This is a genomic window from Streptococcus sp. SP8 (genome assembly GCF_030440045.1).
GTDB lineage: Bacteria > Bacillota > Bacilli > Lactobacillales > Streptococcaceae > Streptococcus > Streptococcus parasanguinis_I.
The window spans coordinates 16,274-32,951 of record NZ_JAQFJL010000012.1 but is presented as its reverse complement, the minus strand read 5'-3'; the positions used below and the strand labels follow the sequence as shown (position 1 = coordinate 32,951).

The 16,678-nt window shown below is 41.3% G+C and carries 13 protein-coding genes and 1 pseudogene; 12 read left to right on the top strand and 2 right to left on the bottom strand.

Annotation, left to right across the window (positions count from 1 at the left end):
* Positions 1–5: 5 nt before the first annotated feature.
* Positions 6–2,060, top strand: a complete 2,055-nt coding sequence (locus tag PCY11_RS08125; RefSeq protein ID WP_024055342.1) for a sodium:proton antiporter — start codon at positions 6–8, stop codon at positions 2,058–2,060.
* A 210-nt stretch (positions 2,061–2,270) separates the two neighbouring features.
* Here PCY11_RS08125 and PCY11_RS08120 read toward each other — a convergent pair whose 3' ends face one another.
* Complete coding sequence (locus PCY11_RS08120; RefSeq protein WP_070845954.1) at positions 2,271–3,062, bottom strand: ABC transporter ATP-binding protein; 792 nt, start codon at positions 3,060–3,062, stop codon at positions 2,271–2,273.
* Between the two features lie 74 nt (positions 3,063–3,136).
* Here PCY11_RS08120 and PCY11_RS08115 point away from each other — a divergent pair, with 74 nt between their 5' ends.
* The 6 genes from PCY11_RS08115 to PCY11_RS08090 all read left to right on the top strand — a co-directional run bounded on the left by PCY11_RS08115 (position 3,137) and on the right by PCY11_RS08090 (position 10,450).
* Complete coding sequence (locus PCY11_RS08115) at positions 3,137–4,264, top strand: AI-2E family transporter (RefSeq protein WP_003008322.1); 1,128 nt, start codon at positions 3,137–3,139, stop codon at positions 4,262–4,264.
* 136 nt (positions 4,265–4,400) lie between these two features.
* A complete protein-coding gene (locus PCY11_RS08110; protein WP_061591395.1) occupies positions 4,401–5,882 on the top strand; it encodes a M protein trans-acting positive regulator PRD domain-containing protein in 1,482 nt (493 codons plus the stop codon).
* 115 nt (positions 5,883–5,997) lie between these two features.
* Entirely contained in the window at positions 5,998–7,347 is a 1,350-nt protein-coding gene (locus tag PCY11_RS08105) for a hemolysin family protein (RefSeq protein ID WP_061591394.1), read from the top strand.
* A 408-nt stretch (positions 7,348–7,755) separates the two neighbouring features.
* Entirely contained in the window at positions 7,756–8,733 is a 978-nt protein-coding gene (locus PCY11_RS08100) for an ABC transporter substrate-binding protein (RefSeq protein ID WP_023918863.1), read from the top strand.
* Positions 8,734–8,743: 10 nt separating this feature from the next.
* The gene (locus PCY11_RS08095; RefSeq protein WP_013903975.1) at positions 8,744–9,637 is read left to right on the top strand and encodes an ABC transporter permease; all 894 of its coding nucleotides are present in this window, start codon (positions 8,744–8,746) and stop codon (positions 9,635–9,637) included.
* A 9-nt stretch (positions 9,638–9,646) separates the two neighbouring features.
* Positions 9,647–10,450, top strand: a complete 804-nt coding sequence (locus PCY11_RS08090) for an ABC transporter ATP-binding protein (protein WP_003005034.1) — start codon at positions 9,647–9,649, stop codon at positions 10,448–10,450.
* 312 nt (positions 10,451–10,762) lie between these two features.
* Here the strand turns inward: PCY11_RS08090 and PCY11_RS08085 are convergent.
* Positions 10,763–10,978: pseudogene (locus PCY11_RS08085) on the bottom strand (UTRA domain-containing protein); the annotation flags it as partial.
* Positions 10,979–11,056: 78 nt separating this feature from the next.
* Here PCY11_RS08085 and PCY11_RS08080 point away from each other — a divergent pair.
* From PCY11_RS08080 to PCY11_RS08060, 5 genes are all read left to right on the top strand, one after another.
* The gene (locus tag PCY11_RS08080; RefSeq protein ID WP_070845958.1) at positions 11,057–13,363 is read left to right on the top strand and encodes an endonuclease/exonuclease/phosphatase family protein; all 2,307 of its coding nucleotides are present in this window, start codon (positions 11,057–11,059) and stop codon (positions 13,361–13,363) included.
* Between the two features lie 213 nt (positions 13,364–13,576).
* Positions 13,577–14,371 (top strand): pyruvate formate-lyase-activating protein, encoded by a 795-nt coding sequence (pflA, locus tag PCY11_RS08075; RefSeq protein WP_003005017.1) that lies wholly within the window; start codon positions 13,577–13,579, stop codon positions 14,369–14,371.
* A 124-nt stretch (positions 14,372–14,495) separates the two neighbouring features.
* A complete protein-coding gene (locus tag PCY11_RS08070; protein WP_049522825.1) occupies positions 14,496–15,431 on the top strand; it encodes a manganese-dependent inorganic pyrophosphatase in 936 nt (311 codons plus the stop codon).
* 62 nt (positions 15,432–15,493) lie between these two features.
* Positions 15,494–16,006, top strand: coding sequence for a YiiX/YebB-like N1pC/P60 family cysteine hydrolase (locus PCY11_RS08065; protein WP_024055012.1), 513 nt, complete (start codon positions 15,494–15,496; stop codon positions 16,004–16,006).
* The gene (locus PCY11_RS08060; protein ID WP_070845960.1) at positions 15,990–16,640 is read left to right on the top strand and encodes a DUF1803 domain-containing protein; all 651 of its coding nucleotides are present in this window, start codon (positions 15,990–15,992) and stop codon (positions 16,638–16,640) included. The genes PCY11_RS08065 and PCY11_RS08060 overlap by 17 nt, the downstream gene beginning before the upstream one ends.
* The last annotated feature ends 38 nt before the right edge of the window (positions 16,641–16,678 follow it).

The following is a 16,678-nucleotide window of genomic DNA, read 5'->3' as shown; positions in this document are numbered from 1 at the left end:
GTGATATGGAACTACTCCTTTATGCAGTGATCTTTTCGATGATTTTGATCATCTCAAATGCCACGAATAAACTTGTACCAAGCCTTCCTCTACCCTTGATTCAAATTTTACTAGGGATTGGTTGGGCCCTCTTTGTGCCAGAAGAAAATTTTCATCTGGATACCGAGCTTTTTCTGGCCTTGGTCATTGGCCCTCTCTTATTTCGAGAGGCAGAAGAAGCAGATATTACTTCCGTCTTAAAGCACTGGCGGATCATCCTCTATTTGATTTTCCCAGTGATTTTTATCTCAACCATTAGTTTGGGCTGGGCAGCTCACTCCTTGTGGCTGAGCCTTCCATTAGCAGCCTGTATGGCAGTTGGGGCAGCCCTTGGTCCTACCGACTTAGTAGCCTTTGCTTCCCTGTCTGAGCGCTTTAGCTTTCCAAAGCGGGTTTCGAATATCTTAAAAGGCGAAGGATTACTAAATGATGCCTCAGGTCTAGTTGCCTTTCGAGTGGCCTTGGCAGCTCTTGCGACCGGGAGTTTCTCTCTTGGAGAGGCAGGGATTTCCTTAGGAATCTCCATTATTGGAGGATTTGCGGTGGGGATCTTGACGGCCTTTGTGAATCGTTGGCTGCAAACCTTACTCTTGAGTGTTCGCGCCAGTGATATTGCTAGTGAATTGTTATTAGAACTGAGTCTCCCTTTGTTGACCTTCTTCTTAGCAGAAGAACTCCATGTCTCTGGTATCATTGCAGTAGTTGTGTCAGGAATCCTAAAAGCCAGTCGCTTTAAGCACATTACCCTCCTTGAAGCGCGGGTAGATACTGTGAGTCATACTGTCTGGAATACGGTCAACTTTATCTTAAATGGGTCGGTCTTTGTTATCTTAGGAATGGAATTGGAAATGATTTCCAAGCCCATCTTAAGTAGTCCCATTTACAATAATCTGCTTTTAGTTCTTTCGGTCTTTCTGTTGACAGCTTTGCTCTTTTTGATTCGTTTTGTCATGGTTTACCTCTTTTATTGGTTCCGAACGGTTCGACTAAAAAAATCGTTGAGAAATTATCTAAAAGATGCCTTATTGCTGACCTTTTCGGGTGTGAAGGGAACGGTTTCGATTGCGACGATTCTTTTGATTCCAACCAAGATCGAAAAAGAATACCCCATCCTACTCTTTTTAGTGGCAGGAGTTACCCTTGTTAGCTTTATTGCAGGCTTAGTAGTACTTCCAAAATTATCAGAAGACAAGGAAGAAACCAATGACTACCTGATGCAGATCGCGATTTTAAATGATGTCGTCATGGAATTAGAAGCAGACCTAAAGAATAGCAAGCACAAGGGGCCCTTGTATGCGGCGATTGATAACTACCATGGGCGCATAGAAAACTTGATTCTAGGCCAAGAAAACAGGCTCATTCAAAGGGACTGGGAACAGTTGAAGCTCCTGATTTTGAGTATTGAAAGCGACGGCTTGGAACAGGCTTATGAAGAAGGGAAGATTCGAGAGCGGGGCTACCGTGTCTACCAACGCTATCTTCGCAATATGGAGCAACGTGTCAATCGCAATCTTTCGTCTCGCTTAACCTATTACCTCTTGGTGTCTTTCCGTCTTTTGCGTTTATTAGTCCATGAGATCTTAACTTTTGGGTCTGGCTTGCGAAACTGGTGGACCCGAGAAGACAGTAAGTTAGAGGCCATTGATTATGACCAGATTGCGGCCCTTTATTTGGCCAATACAGAAATCATTATCGAAAGTTTGGAAGACCTCAAGGGGATTTATCGGAGCAGTTTGATCTCTTTCCTACAAGAATCTCGTCTGAGAGAAACTGCTATTATTACCAGTGGGGCCTTTGTGGAGCGGGTTATTAATCGCGTAAAACCAAATAATATCGATGAAATGTTGAGAGGCTATTATTTGGAGCGTAAGATTATTTTTGAATATGAAGCGCAACACCTGATTACCGCCAAGCAAGCGCGCCGTATGCGGCAAAATGTCAATGAATTAGAAAGCTACTCCCTAAGAGAAAGTGCCAATACGCTTCCATACGATTTGATCGAGTATGCACGAAATCGTTGAGATAAGAGTAAAAGAGGCTGGGACAAAAGTCCTAGCCTCTCAATTATTTTTGGATTGTCGATCAAGACGCAGTGGTTGAGTGGGCTCTATTACGCTGATTTCATCATCTTTTACAGCCCTACTCAACTGTGAGGAGGTGGGACAACGAAATCGAATTCTAACGAAATATCGATTTCTGTCCCACTCTCTTTTTGCTTTATTCACTTTTTTTCAGTGTGCGATTTCTGGTTTGACAAAGAGTCGCTCGTCACCAAGATCAATAAGGGATACTGGTGCTTCATAAAATTGGCTAAGGACATGGGGAGTTAGGATCTTTTCCTTTGGTCCTTGCTCGACCACTTGGCCATGTTTGAGTAAGAGGACATGGGTCATGTCTGTTGTAATTTCCTCGGCATGGTGGGTGACGTAGATCATGGTAGGCGCGTGATCCAGTTGTTTGATATGATGGATCTGACGGAGGAGCTTTTCTCTGGCAAAGAGATCCAATCCACTAGAAGCTTCGTCAAAAATGATCAGATCAGGCTGGTCCATGAGGCTTCGTGCAATGAGAACGGTCTGCTTTTCTCCCTGAGAGAGCTCCCGGTATTTGTGGCCGATCAAAGAGCTAGCCCCAATTGAAGTTAGCATATCCCGTGCCCAGTTTAGTTCTTCCTCCCCGTATGCAGCATATAAAATACTACTCTTGTATTGACCGGTTAGGACAATTTGTTCTGTCAAAAGATGCTCTGGCAGTCTTTCTGAAATAAAGGAGCTAACGATCCCAATACGCTTCCGTAACTCAGGAATACCTCCTTCTCCAAAGCGGGTTCCAAGGACCGTTACCTGGCCAGAACTTGCCCAGTATTCAGACATGAGAAGTTTGAGGAGGGTCGATTTTCCTGCCCCATTGAGGCCTAAAATGGCCCAACATTCATTTTCTTTCACTTGCCAATTAATCTCTTTTAAAAGGGCTTTTCCATTGCGGATCAAATTGACGTCTTGTAGTTCAATCAAATTATTCATAACTTCATCCTTTTGATTAAAATCTCCTTTATTCTATCATAAAATATGGTAGAATAGAAAACAGGAGGTAAGGAATGTTTCGAAATAGTAAATTGTTATTCTGGACATGTGAGATCTTATTATTGACGGTGATTTTCTATATTTGGAAATCAATGGGGACTTTGATTTCTCCATTTGTATCTGTTCTGAATACCATCCTCTTACCATTTTTAATTGCAGGTTTTTTATATTACATTACCAATCCGATTGTTGAATTGTTGGAAAAACACTTAAAAATCAAGCGTGTGTTTGGGATTTTGATCACCTTAGTACTCTTGTTTGGGATCATTGGCTTAGGGATCTTTTATCTGCTCCCTATCTTGATCAATCAGTTAACCAGTTTGATCAATTCAACTCAAGGACTTTACTGGGAAGTTCAAAGTTTGGTTCGAAAACTCTCGACCAATCCTTTGTTCCAGAATGTGAATATCCAGTCGACGATTCAGCAGTTGAATCTCTCTTATATGGATATCCTACAAAATCTCTTGAATAGTGTGACCAACAGTTTAGGAAGTGTGGTTAATACCATTGTTAATACGGTCTTTATCTTGATCATGACCCCTGTCTTCTTGGTTTATTTCTTGGTCGATGGGAAGAAGTTATTACCGATGTTGGAGCGGACCATTTTACGCAATGACAAACTCCACATTTCAAGCCTCTTGATTAGTTTGAATGAAACGGTCTCTCGCTATATTAGTGGGATTTCTATCGATGCCTTTATCATTGGAACCCTAGCCTACATTGGCTATAGTTTTATTGGATTGAAGTATGCTTTGGTCTTTGCCATTTTTTCTGGATTGGCCAATCTCATTCCATATGTAGGACCAACCATCGGGTTGATTCCGATGATCATCACCTATGCCTTCACAGATATGGATATGATGATCAAAGCAGTCATTTACATGTTGATTATCCAGCAGATCGATGGGAATATTCTTTATCCGCGTATCGTTGGAGGCGTGATGAAGGTTCACCCGATTACCATTATGGTTCTCTTATTGCTCTCAAGTAATATTTACGGCATTATCGGGATGGTCGTTGCGATTCCAGTCTATTCGATTGGAAAAGAAATTGTAAAATTCTTGGTAAATCTTTATGATAACCACCGTGCTGCTAAGGAGCAGAAGAAAAAAGAAGAATTTGGTATCATTAATAAATCATAGACTCTAGCGCCTATATGGGCCTTGGAGTCTTTTTTGTACAGTTTTTTGAAAAAATGCTGGAAAAAAGTCAACAAGTGCTATGAAATGTGTTAAAATATAAGTGATTTTGAAAGAAAATATGAAAAGGTAGGAAAAGATGAGACTGCTCTTATCGAAAAAACAAAGACGCCAATTGCAATTATTGGAAATCTTGATTAAGGAAAAAAGATGGTTCCACTTGAAAGAGTTGGCCAAGCGTTTGGATTGTACAGAACGTTCGTTAAAAGAAGATTTGTCTAATCTTCGTAGTACATTTGATGACTTTTTAATTGAATCATCTACCAATGGGATCAAGATCAGTTATGAGGATTCGGTTGGGCTTGAGGTGATTTACCATCACTTTTTTAAAGAATCACAAGCCTTTGCTTTGATTGAATATCTCTTTTTCAACAAGGATGTTTCCAATGAATATATTTGCAGAAAGTTTGATTTGAGTTACCAATCTTTCTACCGCTTGATTCGGACGATTAATCAGAAGCTTCAAACCAAATACAATGTAAAGATTGATTTGAAACCCTTGAACCTTGTCGGAGATGAGATTGACGTTCGTTTCTTTTATGCCCAATATTTTGCAGAGCGTTATTACTATATGGAGTGGCCTTTCCCAGAATTTAAGGAAGAGGCTGTGACCGATTTGATCACCTTCTTCTTCAAGCTCTATGGCTATCCATTGACCTTCTCTGTACTCAGGTCTTATAAAGTTCTCTTGACAGTCTACTTGTCACGGATTAAGCAAGGCTATTTTATTGACATGCCAACGAACTATGATGTGTATAAGGACCAGTATCAAGGGGTGACCAATGTCGAGGAGATGTTGCGCTACTTTAGCTTGCAGTTGGGTGTCGAGTTGAATGAAAGAGTGCTGGAGCAATTCTTTATCATCTTCATTCAAGAGAATTTCTATTTCAGTCCAGAAAGCTTGATCGAAGCTGCAGAAACAGATCCTTATGCCAAAGAATCAACGACGCTCATCAGAGATATGTTCAAGGATCTATGCTATACCTATGATTTAGACATTGAAAATCTTGATGAGATGTTGATGCATGTCCATAACACGTCTCATCTCGATCGGAAGGAATTATTCTCTGAGTTTCTCTTATTTGATACCAAGACCAATACCAACGAAGATTTCATGAGCATCTTCCCAGCCTTCTATGATGATTTGAAGGAGCATATCATCACTTATATGAAGACCATGAAGCATGATCTAAATGATGAGATCATCAAGCACATGATCTACACGGTTTACACTCACTGGGAACGTCTCTTGCCGCAGTTATTGCGCCGTCGGAAGTCCATCAAGGTCTTGATTATCAGTCGTTTTGACGATCACCATGCCAAATCCATGATCGATTTTCTAGATTTCTACTGTACGGATAACTTTGAATTTACGCAGATGATCAAGTACAATCTGACAGTGGATGATATCGAAGCTTCTGATGCCGACGTAGTGGTGGCCAACTTTATGATGCCTGAATTAAAGAAAAAACCATTTATTTGTACAAGTAGTCTCTCATCGCTTGAGCTGGTTGAAAAACTCAATGCCTTCTTTTATGATTTTACCAGTGCAGAACACTAAAATCAGGACTTGTTCCTGATTTTTTGATGGTAAAAAAAGAAAATTTTATAGAAGAATGCAGGCTCTCCTATTTTGTGGTATAATATACAATATTATATACTGGAGGAAATTATCCATGGAAGACCCTGGCAGTCAGGAAATTTTACTGGAAGTTATTTTATTGATTGTTTTGACATTATTGAACGCCTTTTTCTCGGCGACTGAAATGTCAATGGTATCGTTGAATCGCTCTCGTGTAGAGCAAAAGGCTGAAGAAGGAGATAAAAAATACATTCGTCTTCTTAGAGTTTTGGAGCAACCCAACCATTTTTTATCCACTATTCAGGTGGGGATCACCTTGATTACCATCTTATCTGGGGCGAGTCTCGCAGATAGTCTTGGGCATGTCATTGCTGGATGGATGGGCAATACTAAAACAGCTCTTGCGGCTGGAAGCTTTTTATCTCTAGCATTTTTGACTTATATTTCGATCGTGTTTGGCGAACTCTATCCGAAACGAATCGCTATGAACCTGAAAGATGAGTTGGCTGTTCGAACAGCTCCGATTATCATTCTATTAGGAAAAATTGTCAGCCCCTTTGTTTGGTTACTTTCAGCGTCGACCAACCTTTTGAGCCGTATCACGCCAATGGAATTCGATGATCCGGATGAAAAGATGACGCGGGATGAAATCGAGTATATGCTGACCAATAGTGAAGCAACACTAGATGCGGACGAGATTGAGATGCTCCAAGGGATCTTTTCATTAGATGAAATGGTAGCGCGTGAAGTCATGGTGCCACGGACGGATGCCTTCATGGTTGATATCAATGATGATACCAAAGAAATCATTGAAAGTATCCTTAAGCAAAACTTTTCACGGATTCCTGTCTATGATGATGACAAGGACAATGTCATCGGTCTCATCCATACCAAACGTCTCTTGAACGAAGGATTTATCAATGGCTTTGATAATATTGTCTTAAGAAAGATTTTACAAGAACCTTTGTTTGTTCCAGAGACTATTTTTGTGGATGATCTTTTGAAGGAATTGCGCAATACCCAAAATCAAATGGCTATTCTGCTTGATGAATATGGTGGGATGTCTGGTTTGGTTACTCTTGAAGACCTCTTGGAAGAAATCGTCGGTGAAATTGACGATGAGACTGACAAAGCAGAAATTGATGTCTTTGAAATTGCGGACAATACCTATGTCGTACAAGGAGCCATGTCACTAAATGACTTTAACGAATATTTTGATGTTGAGTTGCAAAGTGATGATGTGGATACCATTGCAGGGTATTATCTGACAGAGGTTGGGCGAATTCCAACCTTGAAAGAGCGACTCAGCTGTGAAGTCGATAGTCAAAAGAAACACCTCATTTTGACAAATGACAAAGTAAAAAATGGTCGTGTGACCAAGGTGAAAGTTGAAATTTCTGAAATCGTCGAGGAAGATGAAGAAACAAAATCAAAAGAAGATTAAAAAATAGAGGCTTGGACGTGTTCCAGCCTCTGTTTTTTTCTTGTCAGGAACAGTTGAATTTTCAAAAAATTTCAAAAATTTCTGAAATAGTCTTGACAGCCAAAAAAAATTAAGGTAAGATAATACCCATAAAAAAAGAAAGCAGAAAATAAACATGAAGCAACAAGCCATTTCAACTCAAAAATTTTACTTTAGCTACTTTAGATAGTGTTTGTAGACATGATCTCATGGATGCAAACAACCCAAGCAATTTGTTTGTATCTATGTGGCTAAGATTTTTGATGATGGTCCATAGAGCTAGTATCTAAATGGACCGAGGTTTTGTAACTTGTTGGAGAATTTCAAGCATCCGTTTAGAGTATCATCTAAGCGGATTTTTTGTTTATTTTGCAGAAAAGGAGTCAATAAATGAAAGTAGTGAAAAAATTGCTAGCACCTGTCCTGGTTGTAGGACTTCTGTTAACATCATTGGTGACCTTACACAATCTAAAGGATACTAAAAAAGACAATGTCTTTCGAATTGGGATTTCCCAGTACATCACCCATAAGTCGCTCGATGCGACACGAAAAGGCTTTATCGAGGAGTTGAAAAAAGAAGGCTATGTAGATGGGAAAAATATTCAGATCGATTTCCAAAATGCTCAAGGGGAGCAACGAAATCTGAAAAATATTTCTAAACAATTGGCAGAAGAAAGTGATCTAGTTTTTGCGATTGCAACCCCTTCTGCACAAAGTTTGGCTAATACCACTAAATCAACACCTATTGTCTTCTCAGCTGTCACAGATCCTTTGGTAGCGAAATTGGTGAAAAACTTGAAAGAACCAGGTGGCAATATCACAGGGACAAGTGACCAGTCAGAAGATGCGATCGCTACACAGGTAGACATGATTAAGCAAGTGCTTCCAACGGCGAAAACAGTTGGGATTCTCTATACGCAAAGTGAGCCTAACTCCGTCGTCCAAAAAGACAATGCGAAGAAGATCCTAGAAGCTAAGGGCTATCAAGTGGTTGAAAAAACAATTCTTGATAGTAACAATGTGAAAGCTGCAGCAGACAGTATCATGTCAGAGGCAGATATCGTCTTTGTTCCGACGGACAATATTATCTCTTCTACAATGGACACTGTAAAACAGGTTTCTATCAGCCATAAGGTGCCAGTTTTTGGTGGGTCTGCTGAGATGGTGGCTACTGGTGGTTTGTACAACTTTGGTACTGATTATGAGGAATTGGGAAGACAAGCTGCTCGGATGGCTGTTCGCATCATGAAGGGTGAGAAACCTGGAAAAGTCGCAGTTGAAACACCTGAAAAATTAGAATTGCATACCAATAAAGAGATGGCTAAAGAGCTTGGAATTGATATTAGCTCGTTGAAGGTAGAAAAATAGGAGGTTTGAGATGAATTTTGTTTTATCAAGTTTATCAGAAGGTTTATTGTGGTCGATCATGGCGATCGGTGTTTACTTAACATTTCGAATTTTAGATATTGCTGATATGACGGCAGAAGGAGCCTTTCCACTTGGGGCAGCAGTTGTAGCATCCCAAATTCAAGCCGGAAGAAATCCTTGGCTTGCAACCTTTTTAGGCTTCCTAGCCGGAATGATCGCAGGATTGGTCTCTGGAATTCTCCATACAAAAATGAAAATTCCAGCCCTCTTGACAGGGATTGTCACTTTGACCGGTCTCTACTCTATCAATATCAAAATCATGGGAGGGGTTCCTAACCTTTCTATCGGAGATTCTAGTACCATTTTCAAGAGTGTGATGAAATTAGGTCTTTCTAATGAAGAAGCTGTCTTTTTGATTAGCATTTCTTGCTTGATCATCGTCTGTATCTTATTGACCCTCTTAATGAAGACGCAACTTGGCTTGGTTTTGCGCTCGACTGGTGATAACATTCCAATGAGTGAGGCCAACGGGGTCAATGTAGATAACATGAAGATGTTGGGCTACATGATTTCAAATGGATTGATTGCCCTGTGTGGAGCCATGTTTGCACAAAATGATGGTTTCTCAGATGTGACTTCTGGGACAGGGACGATCGTAGTCGGCTTGAGTGCTGTGATTATCGCTGAAGTTTTGATCCACGAATTGACCATTGGTTGGCGCTTGCTTTCAATCGGGGTTGGAGCCATTGTTTACCGTTTGATTATCTTAAATATTTACGAGATCCCAAATCTCGATCAAAATATGGTCCGTCTCTTCAATGCGATCTTGCTTGCGATTGTCTTGTTCGCTCCTGAGGCGCAAAAACGTCTTCGTGTTCGTGGATTGAAGTTAGGAAATAAGTAGGAGAAAAGTATGGCAACATTATTATCAATTGAAGGCATTCATAAGACATTTGAAGCAGGAACGGTTAATGAAAACCATGTCTTAAAAGGCTTGGATCTCCAAGTGGAAGAAGGAGATTTCATTTCGGTTATCGGTGGAAATGGAGCTGGGAAATCAACCTTGATGAACATCTTGGCAGGAAATCTAGTCGTGGATGAAGGGGATATCTTGCTAGAAGGTAACTCCATTAAAAATACGAGTGTTCGGAAGCGTGCTAAGGATATTGCGCGTGTCTTCCAAGATCCTAAAATGGGGACGGCTTCTCGTTTGACCATTGAAGAAAATATGGCCATTGCCCAACGTCGTGGAAAATCTCGTGGTTTGAGCTGGGGCGTTCGGGAGAAGGATCGCGAATTATTTCGTGAAGCCTTGAAGGAACTGAATATTGGTTTAGAGAACCGTCTCAAAGTCGATACTCAATATCTATCTGGTGGGCAACGTCAAGCTTTGACTTTGGTCATGGCAGCCTTGGTTAAACCCAAACTCTTGCTTCTGGATGAACATACCGCAGCGCTTGATCCCAAGACCAGTGAAATGGTCATGGAATTGACACAAAAGATCGTGGAAAGCCATGATTTGACAACCTTGATGATTACGCATGATATGAACCATGCTATCGAATACGGCAACCGCTTGATCATGCTCTACCAAGGCAAGATCGTTGTCGACGTCAAAGGAGAAGAAAAGAAAAACCTAACGGTTGAAGATTTGATGCGCCTCTTCCAACAAAACAGTGGTGAAACTTTGGTGAGTGATGAATTGGTCTTAGGATAAAATAAAAGGATGGGAACTCCATCCTTTCAAATGATGACAAAGTCATCTTAGAAACTTTTCTTAGGTGAGTACGGACGTCAGCGAACTTCGAAGAAGTTCCATGACTTAGTTTTGAGCCTAAGGTCTCAAAACTCCCGTGTGCCTGAAATAATTGTACTTCAGGCACATTTCTCACGGCGAAAAGTTTCTATTGAAATGAACCTAATAGTATATATTTTTGATTTTTCAACATCACTTAGGTTGTTTTATGTAAATGCAATTTGTCCATATTCTAAAAAATTGATTCAGAAGGTTTTTCTGAACCGATTTTTTTTATTTCCTCCGCTCTGCATAGTCGACAAAATGAAACTTGTCTAATTTGCGACGGCTTTCGGTGAACTGGAATTGCCGACCGTCTGCTAGGTGAACTTGGGAACGGACCGTTACCACGTGTTGGTCTTTTCCAAGATCCAGTAAGATCTTATCGCGATTATCGATTGGTGAAATCAAGATTTCTTTCTTATTGGGTTGAAGTGTTTTTTTGAAAAATATTTTTGAAAGCGCTTGAAAATGTAAAATCATTCCCTTATAATAAAAGAGGAAAACTTTTTAGGGATGGAGAGAAGCATGAGAAATAACGGAAAAAAGATTCGATTATTAGCAGTAGCTACCTTATTGGTTAGTCAGTTGGGGGTCTTTAACAGTGCCTTCACGGTAGTTGCTGACGAGACCACAGCTTCGACTTCAGAGCCAGCACTTGTGACGAACACTAGTAGCGAGGAAGGCTTGACAAATCATTCGACTTCCGCAACAACAACTACAGAAGCTACGATGAGAGCTTCGAGTGATAGAGGAGAGATATCTAGCAGTTCCTCGGAGGATACCGAAGAGAAAACGGTTAAGATTGGGGAGATTCAAGGGGAAGCGCAACGCTCTCCACTTGAAGGCCAAAAGGTAGCCATCAAAAATGCGGTCGTGACCAAAACAGACCGCTATGGTTTTTATGCTCAAGACATTGAATCGGATGGTAATAGTCGGACTTCAGATGGGATTTATGTAGTTTCTAAATACAAGGTCAAGATCGGTGACAAGGTAAAAATTACCGGTACTGTCAAGGAAGGTTATATGGAAGAAGTCACCTTGGGAGCTGGGAAGACCTTTAAGGAACCGACGAATAGTTTAACGGTAACCATGTTGGTTGATGCTTGGATCACAAAAGACGGGACAGCCCCACTTCCAGAAGCTGTGAATATCACTGCAGGGATGCCGGCAGAGGTGAAGACTAATCCAACTGCTTATGCTCCAGAAACCGATGCCCTCGATTATTGGGAAAGTCTGGAAGGCATGCTCACTGTGGTAAAGAAACCGCATGTTCTAGGTCCCCAGTATAAAGGAGATATCTATGTATTGGGAGAAGATTTTACAGGCCTTCCTTTAAACAATATTGGAGGTCTGAATCTACGGCCACATGCGCAAAATACAGCGACGATCCCGATTTATGTTGGTAATCAGTTTGTCGCAAAAGCCAAAGATTACTTTGTAGAAGATGTGACAGGAGTGGTGACTTATCGGAATAGCTTTTATAAAGTAGAGCCCACTCAACAGTTGACAGTCCAAGATGGCGGCTTGCAGCGTCAAGCAGCTCAAACCCAACCAAGTGAGGACAAGCTGACCATCGCTTCCTATAATATTGAAAATTTCTCGGCCAACAATGCCAAAAATGAAACGCCAGAGGATAAGGTGACGCTGATTGCCAATTCCTTTATCCATGAAATTCACAATCCGGATATTATCACTTTGATCGAAGTGCAGGACAATAATGGCAGTGTGGATGACGGGACGACCAGTGGTGTTGAAAGTGGACGCAAACTAGCTAGTCGGATCAAGGAATTGGGTGGCAAGAGTTATGAGTATACGGAGGTTGCTCCAGTAGATGGCGCTGACGGTGGAAAGCCAGGTTCCAATATTCGCTTGGGAATTCTCTACAATCCAGAACGCGTGAGCTTAGCCAAAAAAGAGGCAGCAACTAGCAACGAAGCAGCACAATTTGACAAGGGACACCTGGTTAAAAACCCAGCTCGGATTGCCCCTAGCGATCCATCGTTTGATCATACTCGCAAGTCTCTAGCCGTTGAGTTTGAATTCAAAGGCCAACCAGTTGTGGTGATTGCCAATCACTTGAAATCAAAAATCGGAGATGATGCTATTTATGGGGCAAGCCAACCAGCAGTGGAACATACCTTGCCAACTCGTGAAGCACAAGCTAGTGTCATCCATCAATTCGTTCAAGAAGGCTTGAAGCAAAATCCGAAGACCACCTTCGTTTTGACGGGTGATTTTAATGACTACGATTTCTCAACCACGGCGCAGATCCTTGCTGGCAACGAACTAACAAACTTAATGGCCCAACATGATGCAGGGGATCGCTATTCTTATTTCTACCGTGGAAGCAATCAAGTTTTGGATAACATTTTTATCTCAAACAACATGGCAGCAAAAGCAAGGTTTGAACCAGTCCATATCAATGCTTCCTTTATGAAGGAACACGGTCGTGCATCAGACCATGATCCTGTCTTGGTCCAAATCGACTTTAGTGGAGCACAAACTCCAGGAACGCCGACGGATGATCAACAAGGAAATACAGGACAACCAACGGATCAAACCAGCCCTTCTTCATCGAATACAGGATCTCAACTAGTCCCTCATCAGACTCAAGCCAATGAACAAAAGAGTTCAACAGCTGAAAGCAAAGAGAAGGGCAAGAACGAAGATGAGAAGCAAGACGACAAGGAAGAGGCTACAACAGAAACCAAGACACCAGGTAAACGGAAAATCCTTCCATCTACTGGACAAGAAACAAGCTATCTAGCCCTTTTTGGAGTGGCAGTAGCTACGATGAGTCTTGTCTTCTACAAGAAGAAAAAGACTTACTAACGTTTTCAAAAGAAAGATCTAAAAAAGGAGTCGCTGGCTCCTTTTTTTCTCCTAAAATACAGGACAGATAGTTCCATATTGGAAACTGTACTAGGACAATGAAAACTACTGAAAAGAACAGTTTCTTTTCAAAAAGAAGCTTAAACTCTTTAAAATAGATGGAATCGTGTTATAATAAAACCATAAAACGTTTTCAAGAGAAGAGGTTCCTCAATGGAAAATGAAACAGTTGACTATGGAAAAGTAACAGGAATGGTACACTCAACAGAAAGTTTTGGGGCAGTAGACGGGCCTGGGATCCGCTTTATTGTCTTTCTTCAAGGGTGTCAAATGCGGTGCCAATACTGCCACAATCCAGATACTTGGGCAATGGAAACCAACAAGTCCCGTGAACGGACCGTGGATGATGTCCTAGAAGAAGCCCTCCGTTATCGTGGATTTTGGGGCGAAAAAGGGGGAATCACGGTCAGTGGTGGAGAAGCCCTCTTGCAGATTGACTTTTTGATTGCACTTTTTACCAAGGCTCAAGAGTTGGGCATTCATTGTACTTTGGATACCTGTGCTCTTCCTTTCCGGAATACGCCTCGTTATTTGGAAAAATTTGACCGCTTGATGGCAGTGACAGACTTGGTGCTTCTTGATATCAAGGAAATCAATGATGAACGTCACAAAATTGTGACCAGCCATACCAATAAAACGATTCTAGCTTGTGCCAAGTACCTATCTGATATTGGAAAACCAGTCTGGATTCGTCACGTTTTGGTGCCAGGTTTGACAGACCGAGATGATGACTTGATCGAACTTGGAAAATTTGTTAAAACCCTTAAAAATGTCGATAAATTTGAGATCCTTCCTTACCATACTATGGGGGAATTCAAATGGCGTGAATTGGGAATTCCGTACAAATTGGAGGGTGTGAAACCACCGACAAAAGAACGGGTCCAAAATGCAAAAGATTTGATGGAAACAGAAAGTTACCAAGATTACCTGAAACGGGTCAAAGGATAAAAAGTATAGACAGTTGGGCCTTCCAGCTGTCTTTTCTATTGAAATGCACAACTATTCCCTTTCTTTAAATGGCAAAACGTGCTAAAATAGAGTGAATCTATAAATGAAATAAAGAGGTAGAAACATGTCAAAAATTCTCGTTTTTGGTCACCAAAATCCTGACTCAGATGCTATCGGCTCATCTGTAGCTTTTGCTTATCTTGCAAAAGAAGCTTATGGTTTGGATACAGAAGCAGTGGCTCTTGGAACTCCAAATGAAGAAACAGCTTTCGTATTGGACTATTTTGGTGTGGAAGCACCACGCGTCGTCACATCAGCTAAAGCAGAAGGTGCAGAGCAAGTCATCTTGACGGACCACAATGAATTCCAACAATCTGTTTCAGATATCGCTGAAGTAGAAGTATATGGTGTGGTGGATCACCACCGTGTGGCTAACTTTGAAACTGCTAGCCCACTTTACATGCGTTTGGAACCAGTTGGATCAGCATCTTCTATCGTTTACCGCATGTTCAAAGAACACGGTGTAGCAGTGCCAAAAGAATTGGCAGGTTTGATGCTTTCAGGTTTGATTTCAGATACCCTCCTTTTGAAATCTCCAACAACACACCCATCTGATAAAGTCATTGCGCCTGAATTGGCTGAATTGGCTGGTGTCAACTTGGAAGAATACGGTCTTGCCATGCTCAAGGCTGGTACCAACTTGGCAAGCAAATCAGCAGAAGAATTGATCGATATCGATGCTAAGACTTTTGAATTGAACGGAAACAACGTTCGTGTGGCTCAAGTGAACACAGTTGATATTGCGGAAGTTTTGGAACGCCAAGCTGAAATCGAAGCAGCTATCCAAGCTGCCAATGCAGCTAACGGATACTCTGACTTTGTTTTGATGATTACAGATATCGTCAACTCAAACTCAGAAATCTTGGCTCTTGGTGCCAACATGGACAAGGTAGAAGCAGCTTTCAACTTCAAACTTGAAAACAACCACGCTTTCCTTCCAGGTGCCGTTTCACGTAAGAAACAAGTGGTTCCTCAATTGACTGAAAGCTTTAATGCTTAATGATAAATGGGGAAACCCATCGTTAAAAGGAGTTTCGACTCCTTTTTTGCTAGGAGGAGATCGTGCTAGAAAATGGTGATTTAATCTTTGTTAGAGAAGACACAGAAATGGGGCAGGCCATTCAGGCCTCTACTGGCAACTATAGCCATGTAGCTATCTTTTTGGACGGATTCATTTATCATGCCACTGTAGAAGGTGGCGTCCTTGCCCAATCCCCTGAAGATTTCTTTGAAGACGGGAAAGCATATGACCTTTATCGCTATCCAGGAATCGATCTCAAAGAGGTCAAAAAGCGGGCAGAGAGTCTTTTAGGGGCTCCCTACAATGCTTCCTTTTATCCGGATGGAGATGGTTTCTATTGTTCCCAGTTCATCGCTGAACTACTTCCTATTTTTGAGACCATTCCCATGAAGTTTGGAGATGAGGAAGAGGAGATTAGTCCGTTCTGGCTGGATTACTACAAGGAACTTGGCCTAGCCGTTCCTTTGGATCAGCTCGGGACCAATCCTAGTCAGTTAGCCCAATCACCACAGCTAGAGTTTAAAGAAAGGTATTTGGATGATTACAATCATTAATCCTACACGTTTGACACGTCAGCCATTTTTCAAGGACTTGGTCAACTATTTGGACCAGCACGACGATGTGATCCTGCGGCAAATCAAGTCCCAATTTCCTGATCAACCAGTGGATAAGCTGATGGAGGAATATATCAAAGCGGGCTTCATCCTTCGAGAAAATAAACGCTACACTCTCAATTTGCCTTTCTTAGAGTCAACTGATCGAGTTGAACTGGATCAAGAGGTCTTTGTTCGAGAGGACAGTGCAGTTTATCAAGAATTAAAAGCCAAGGTCTTCCAAACAGAACTCCGCAACACGACTAATGCAGCAATTCTCATAGAGGAGACTGACTTCGAACGACATGCACAGACACTTTCCAATTACTTCTACAAGGTGAAACACCAATACCCTTTGACGGAGGATCAAGAAAAGCTTTATGCCATCTTGGGAGATGTTAATCCCGAGTATGCTCTCAAGTATATGACTAGCTTTTTGCTCAAATTTCTCAAAAAAGAAGTAGTCCAGCAAAAGCGCAGAGATATCTTTGTCGATAGTTTAGAAGTCTTAGGCTATATCCGCAAAAATGATGAAGGCAAATATGAATTAGCAGTGGACTTGGATAAGGAAAGATTGATGTTTATCAAACAATAAACAAGGCTAGGAAAACTTCCTAGCCTTGTTTCGTTTAA

What these genes read in the sequence shown, in the direction of transcription:
- PCY11_RS08125 (WP_024055342.1), top strand. Translation starts at nt 6, where the DNA reads ATGGAACTACTCCTTTATGCAGTGATCTTTTCGATGATTTTGATCATC.
- PCY11_RS08120 (WP_070845954.1), bottom strand. Translation starts at nt 3,062, where the DNA reads ATGAATAATTTGATTGAACTACAAGACGTCAATTTGATCCGCAATGGA.
- PCY11_RS08115 (WP_003008322.1), top strand. Translation starts at nt 3,137, where the DNA reads ATGTTTCGAAATAGTAAATTGTTATTCTGGACATGTGAGATCTTATTA.
- PCY11_RS08110 (WP_061591395.1), top strand. Translation starts at nt 4,401, where the DNA reads ATGAGACTGCTCTTATCGAAAAAACAAAGACGCCAATTGCAATTATTG.
- PCY11_RS08105 (WP_061591394.1), top strand. Translation starts at nt 5,998, where the DNA reads ATGGAAGACCCTGGCAGTCAGGAAATTTTACTGGAAGTTATTTTATTG.
- PCY11_RS08100 (WP_023918863.1), top strand. Translation starts at nt 7,756, where the DNA reads ATGAAAGTAGTGAAAAAATTGCTAGCACCTGTCCTGGTTGTAGGACTT.
- PCY11_RS08095 (WP_013903975.1), top strand. Translation starts at nt 8,744, where the DNA reads ATGAATTTTGTTTTATCAAGTTTATCAGAAGGTTTATTGTGGTCGATC.
- PCY11_RS08090 (WP_003005034.1), top strand. Translation starts at nt 9,647, where the DNA reads ATGGCAACATTATTATCAATTGAAGGCATTCATAAGACATTTGAAGCA.
- PCY11_RS08080 (WP_070845958.1), top strand. Translation starts at nt 11,057, where the DNA reads ATGAGAAATAACGGAAAAAAGATTCGATTATTAGCAGTAGCTACCTTA.
- pflA (WP_003005017.1), top strand. Translation starts at nt 13,577, where the DNA reads ATGGAAAATGAAACAGTTGACTATGGAAAAGTAACAGGAATGGTACAC.
- PCY11_RS08070 (WP_049522825.1), top strand. Translation starts at nt 14,496, where the DNA reads ATGTCAAAAATTCTCGTTTTTGGTCACCAAAATCCTGACTCAGATGCT.
- PCY11_RS08060 (WP_070845960.1), top strand. Translation starts at nt 15,990, where the DNA reads ATGATTACAATCATTAATCCTACACGTTTGACACGTCAGCCATTTTTC.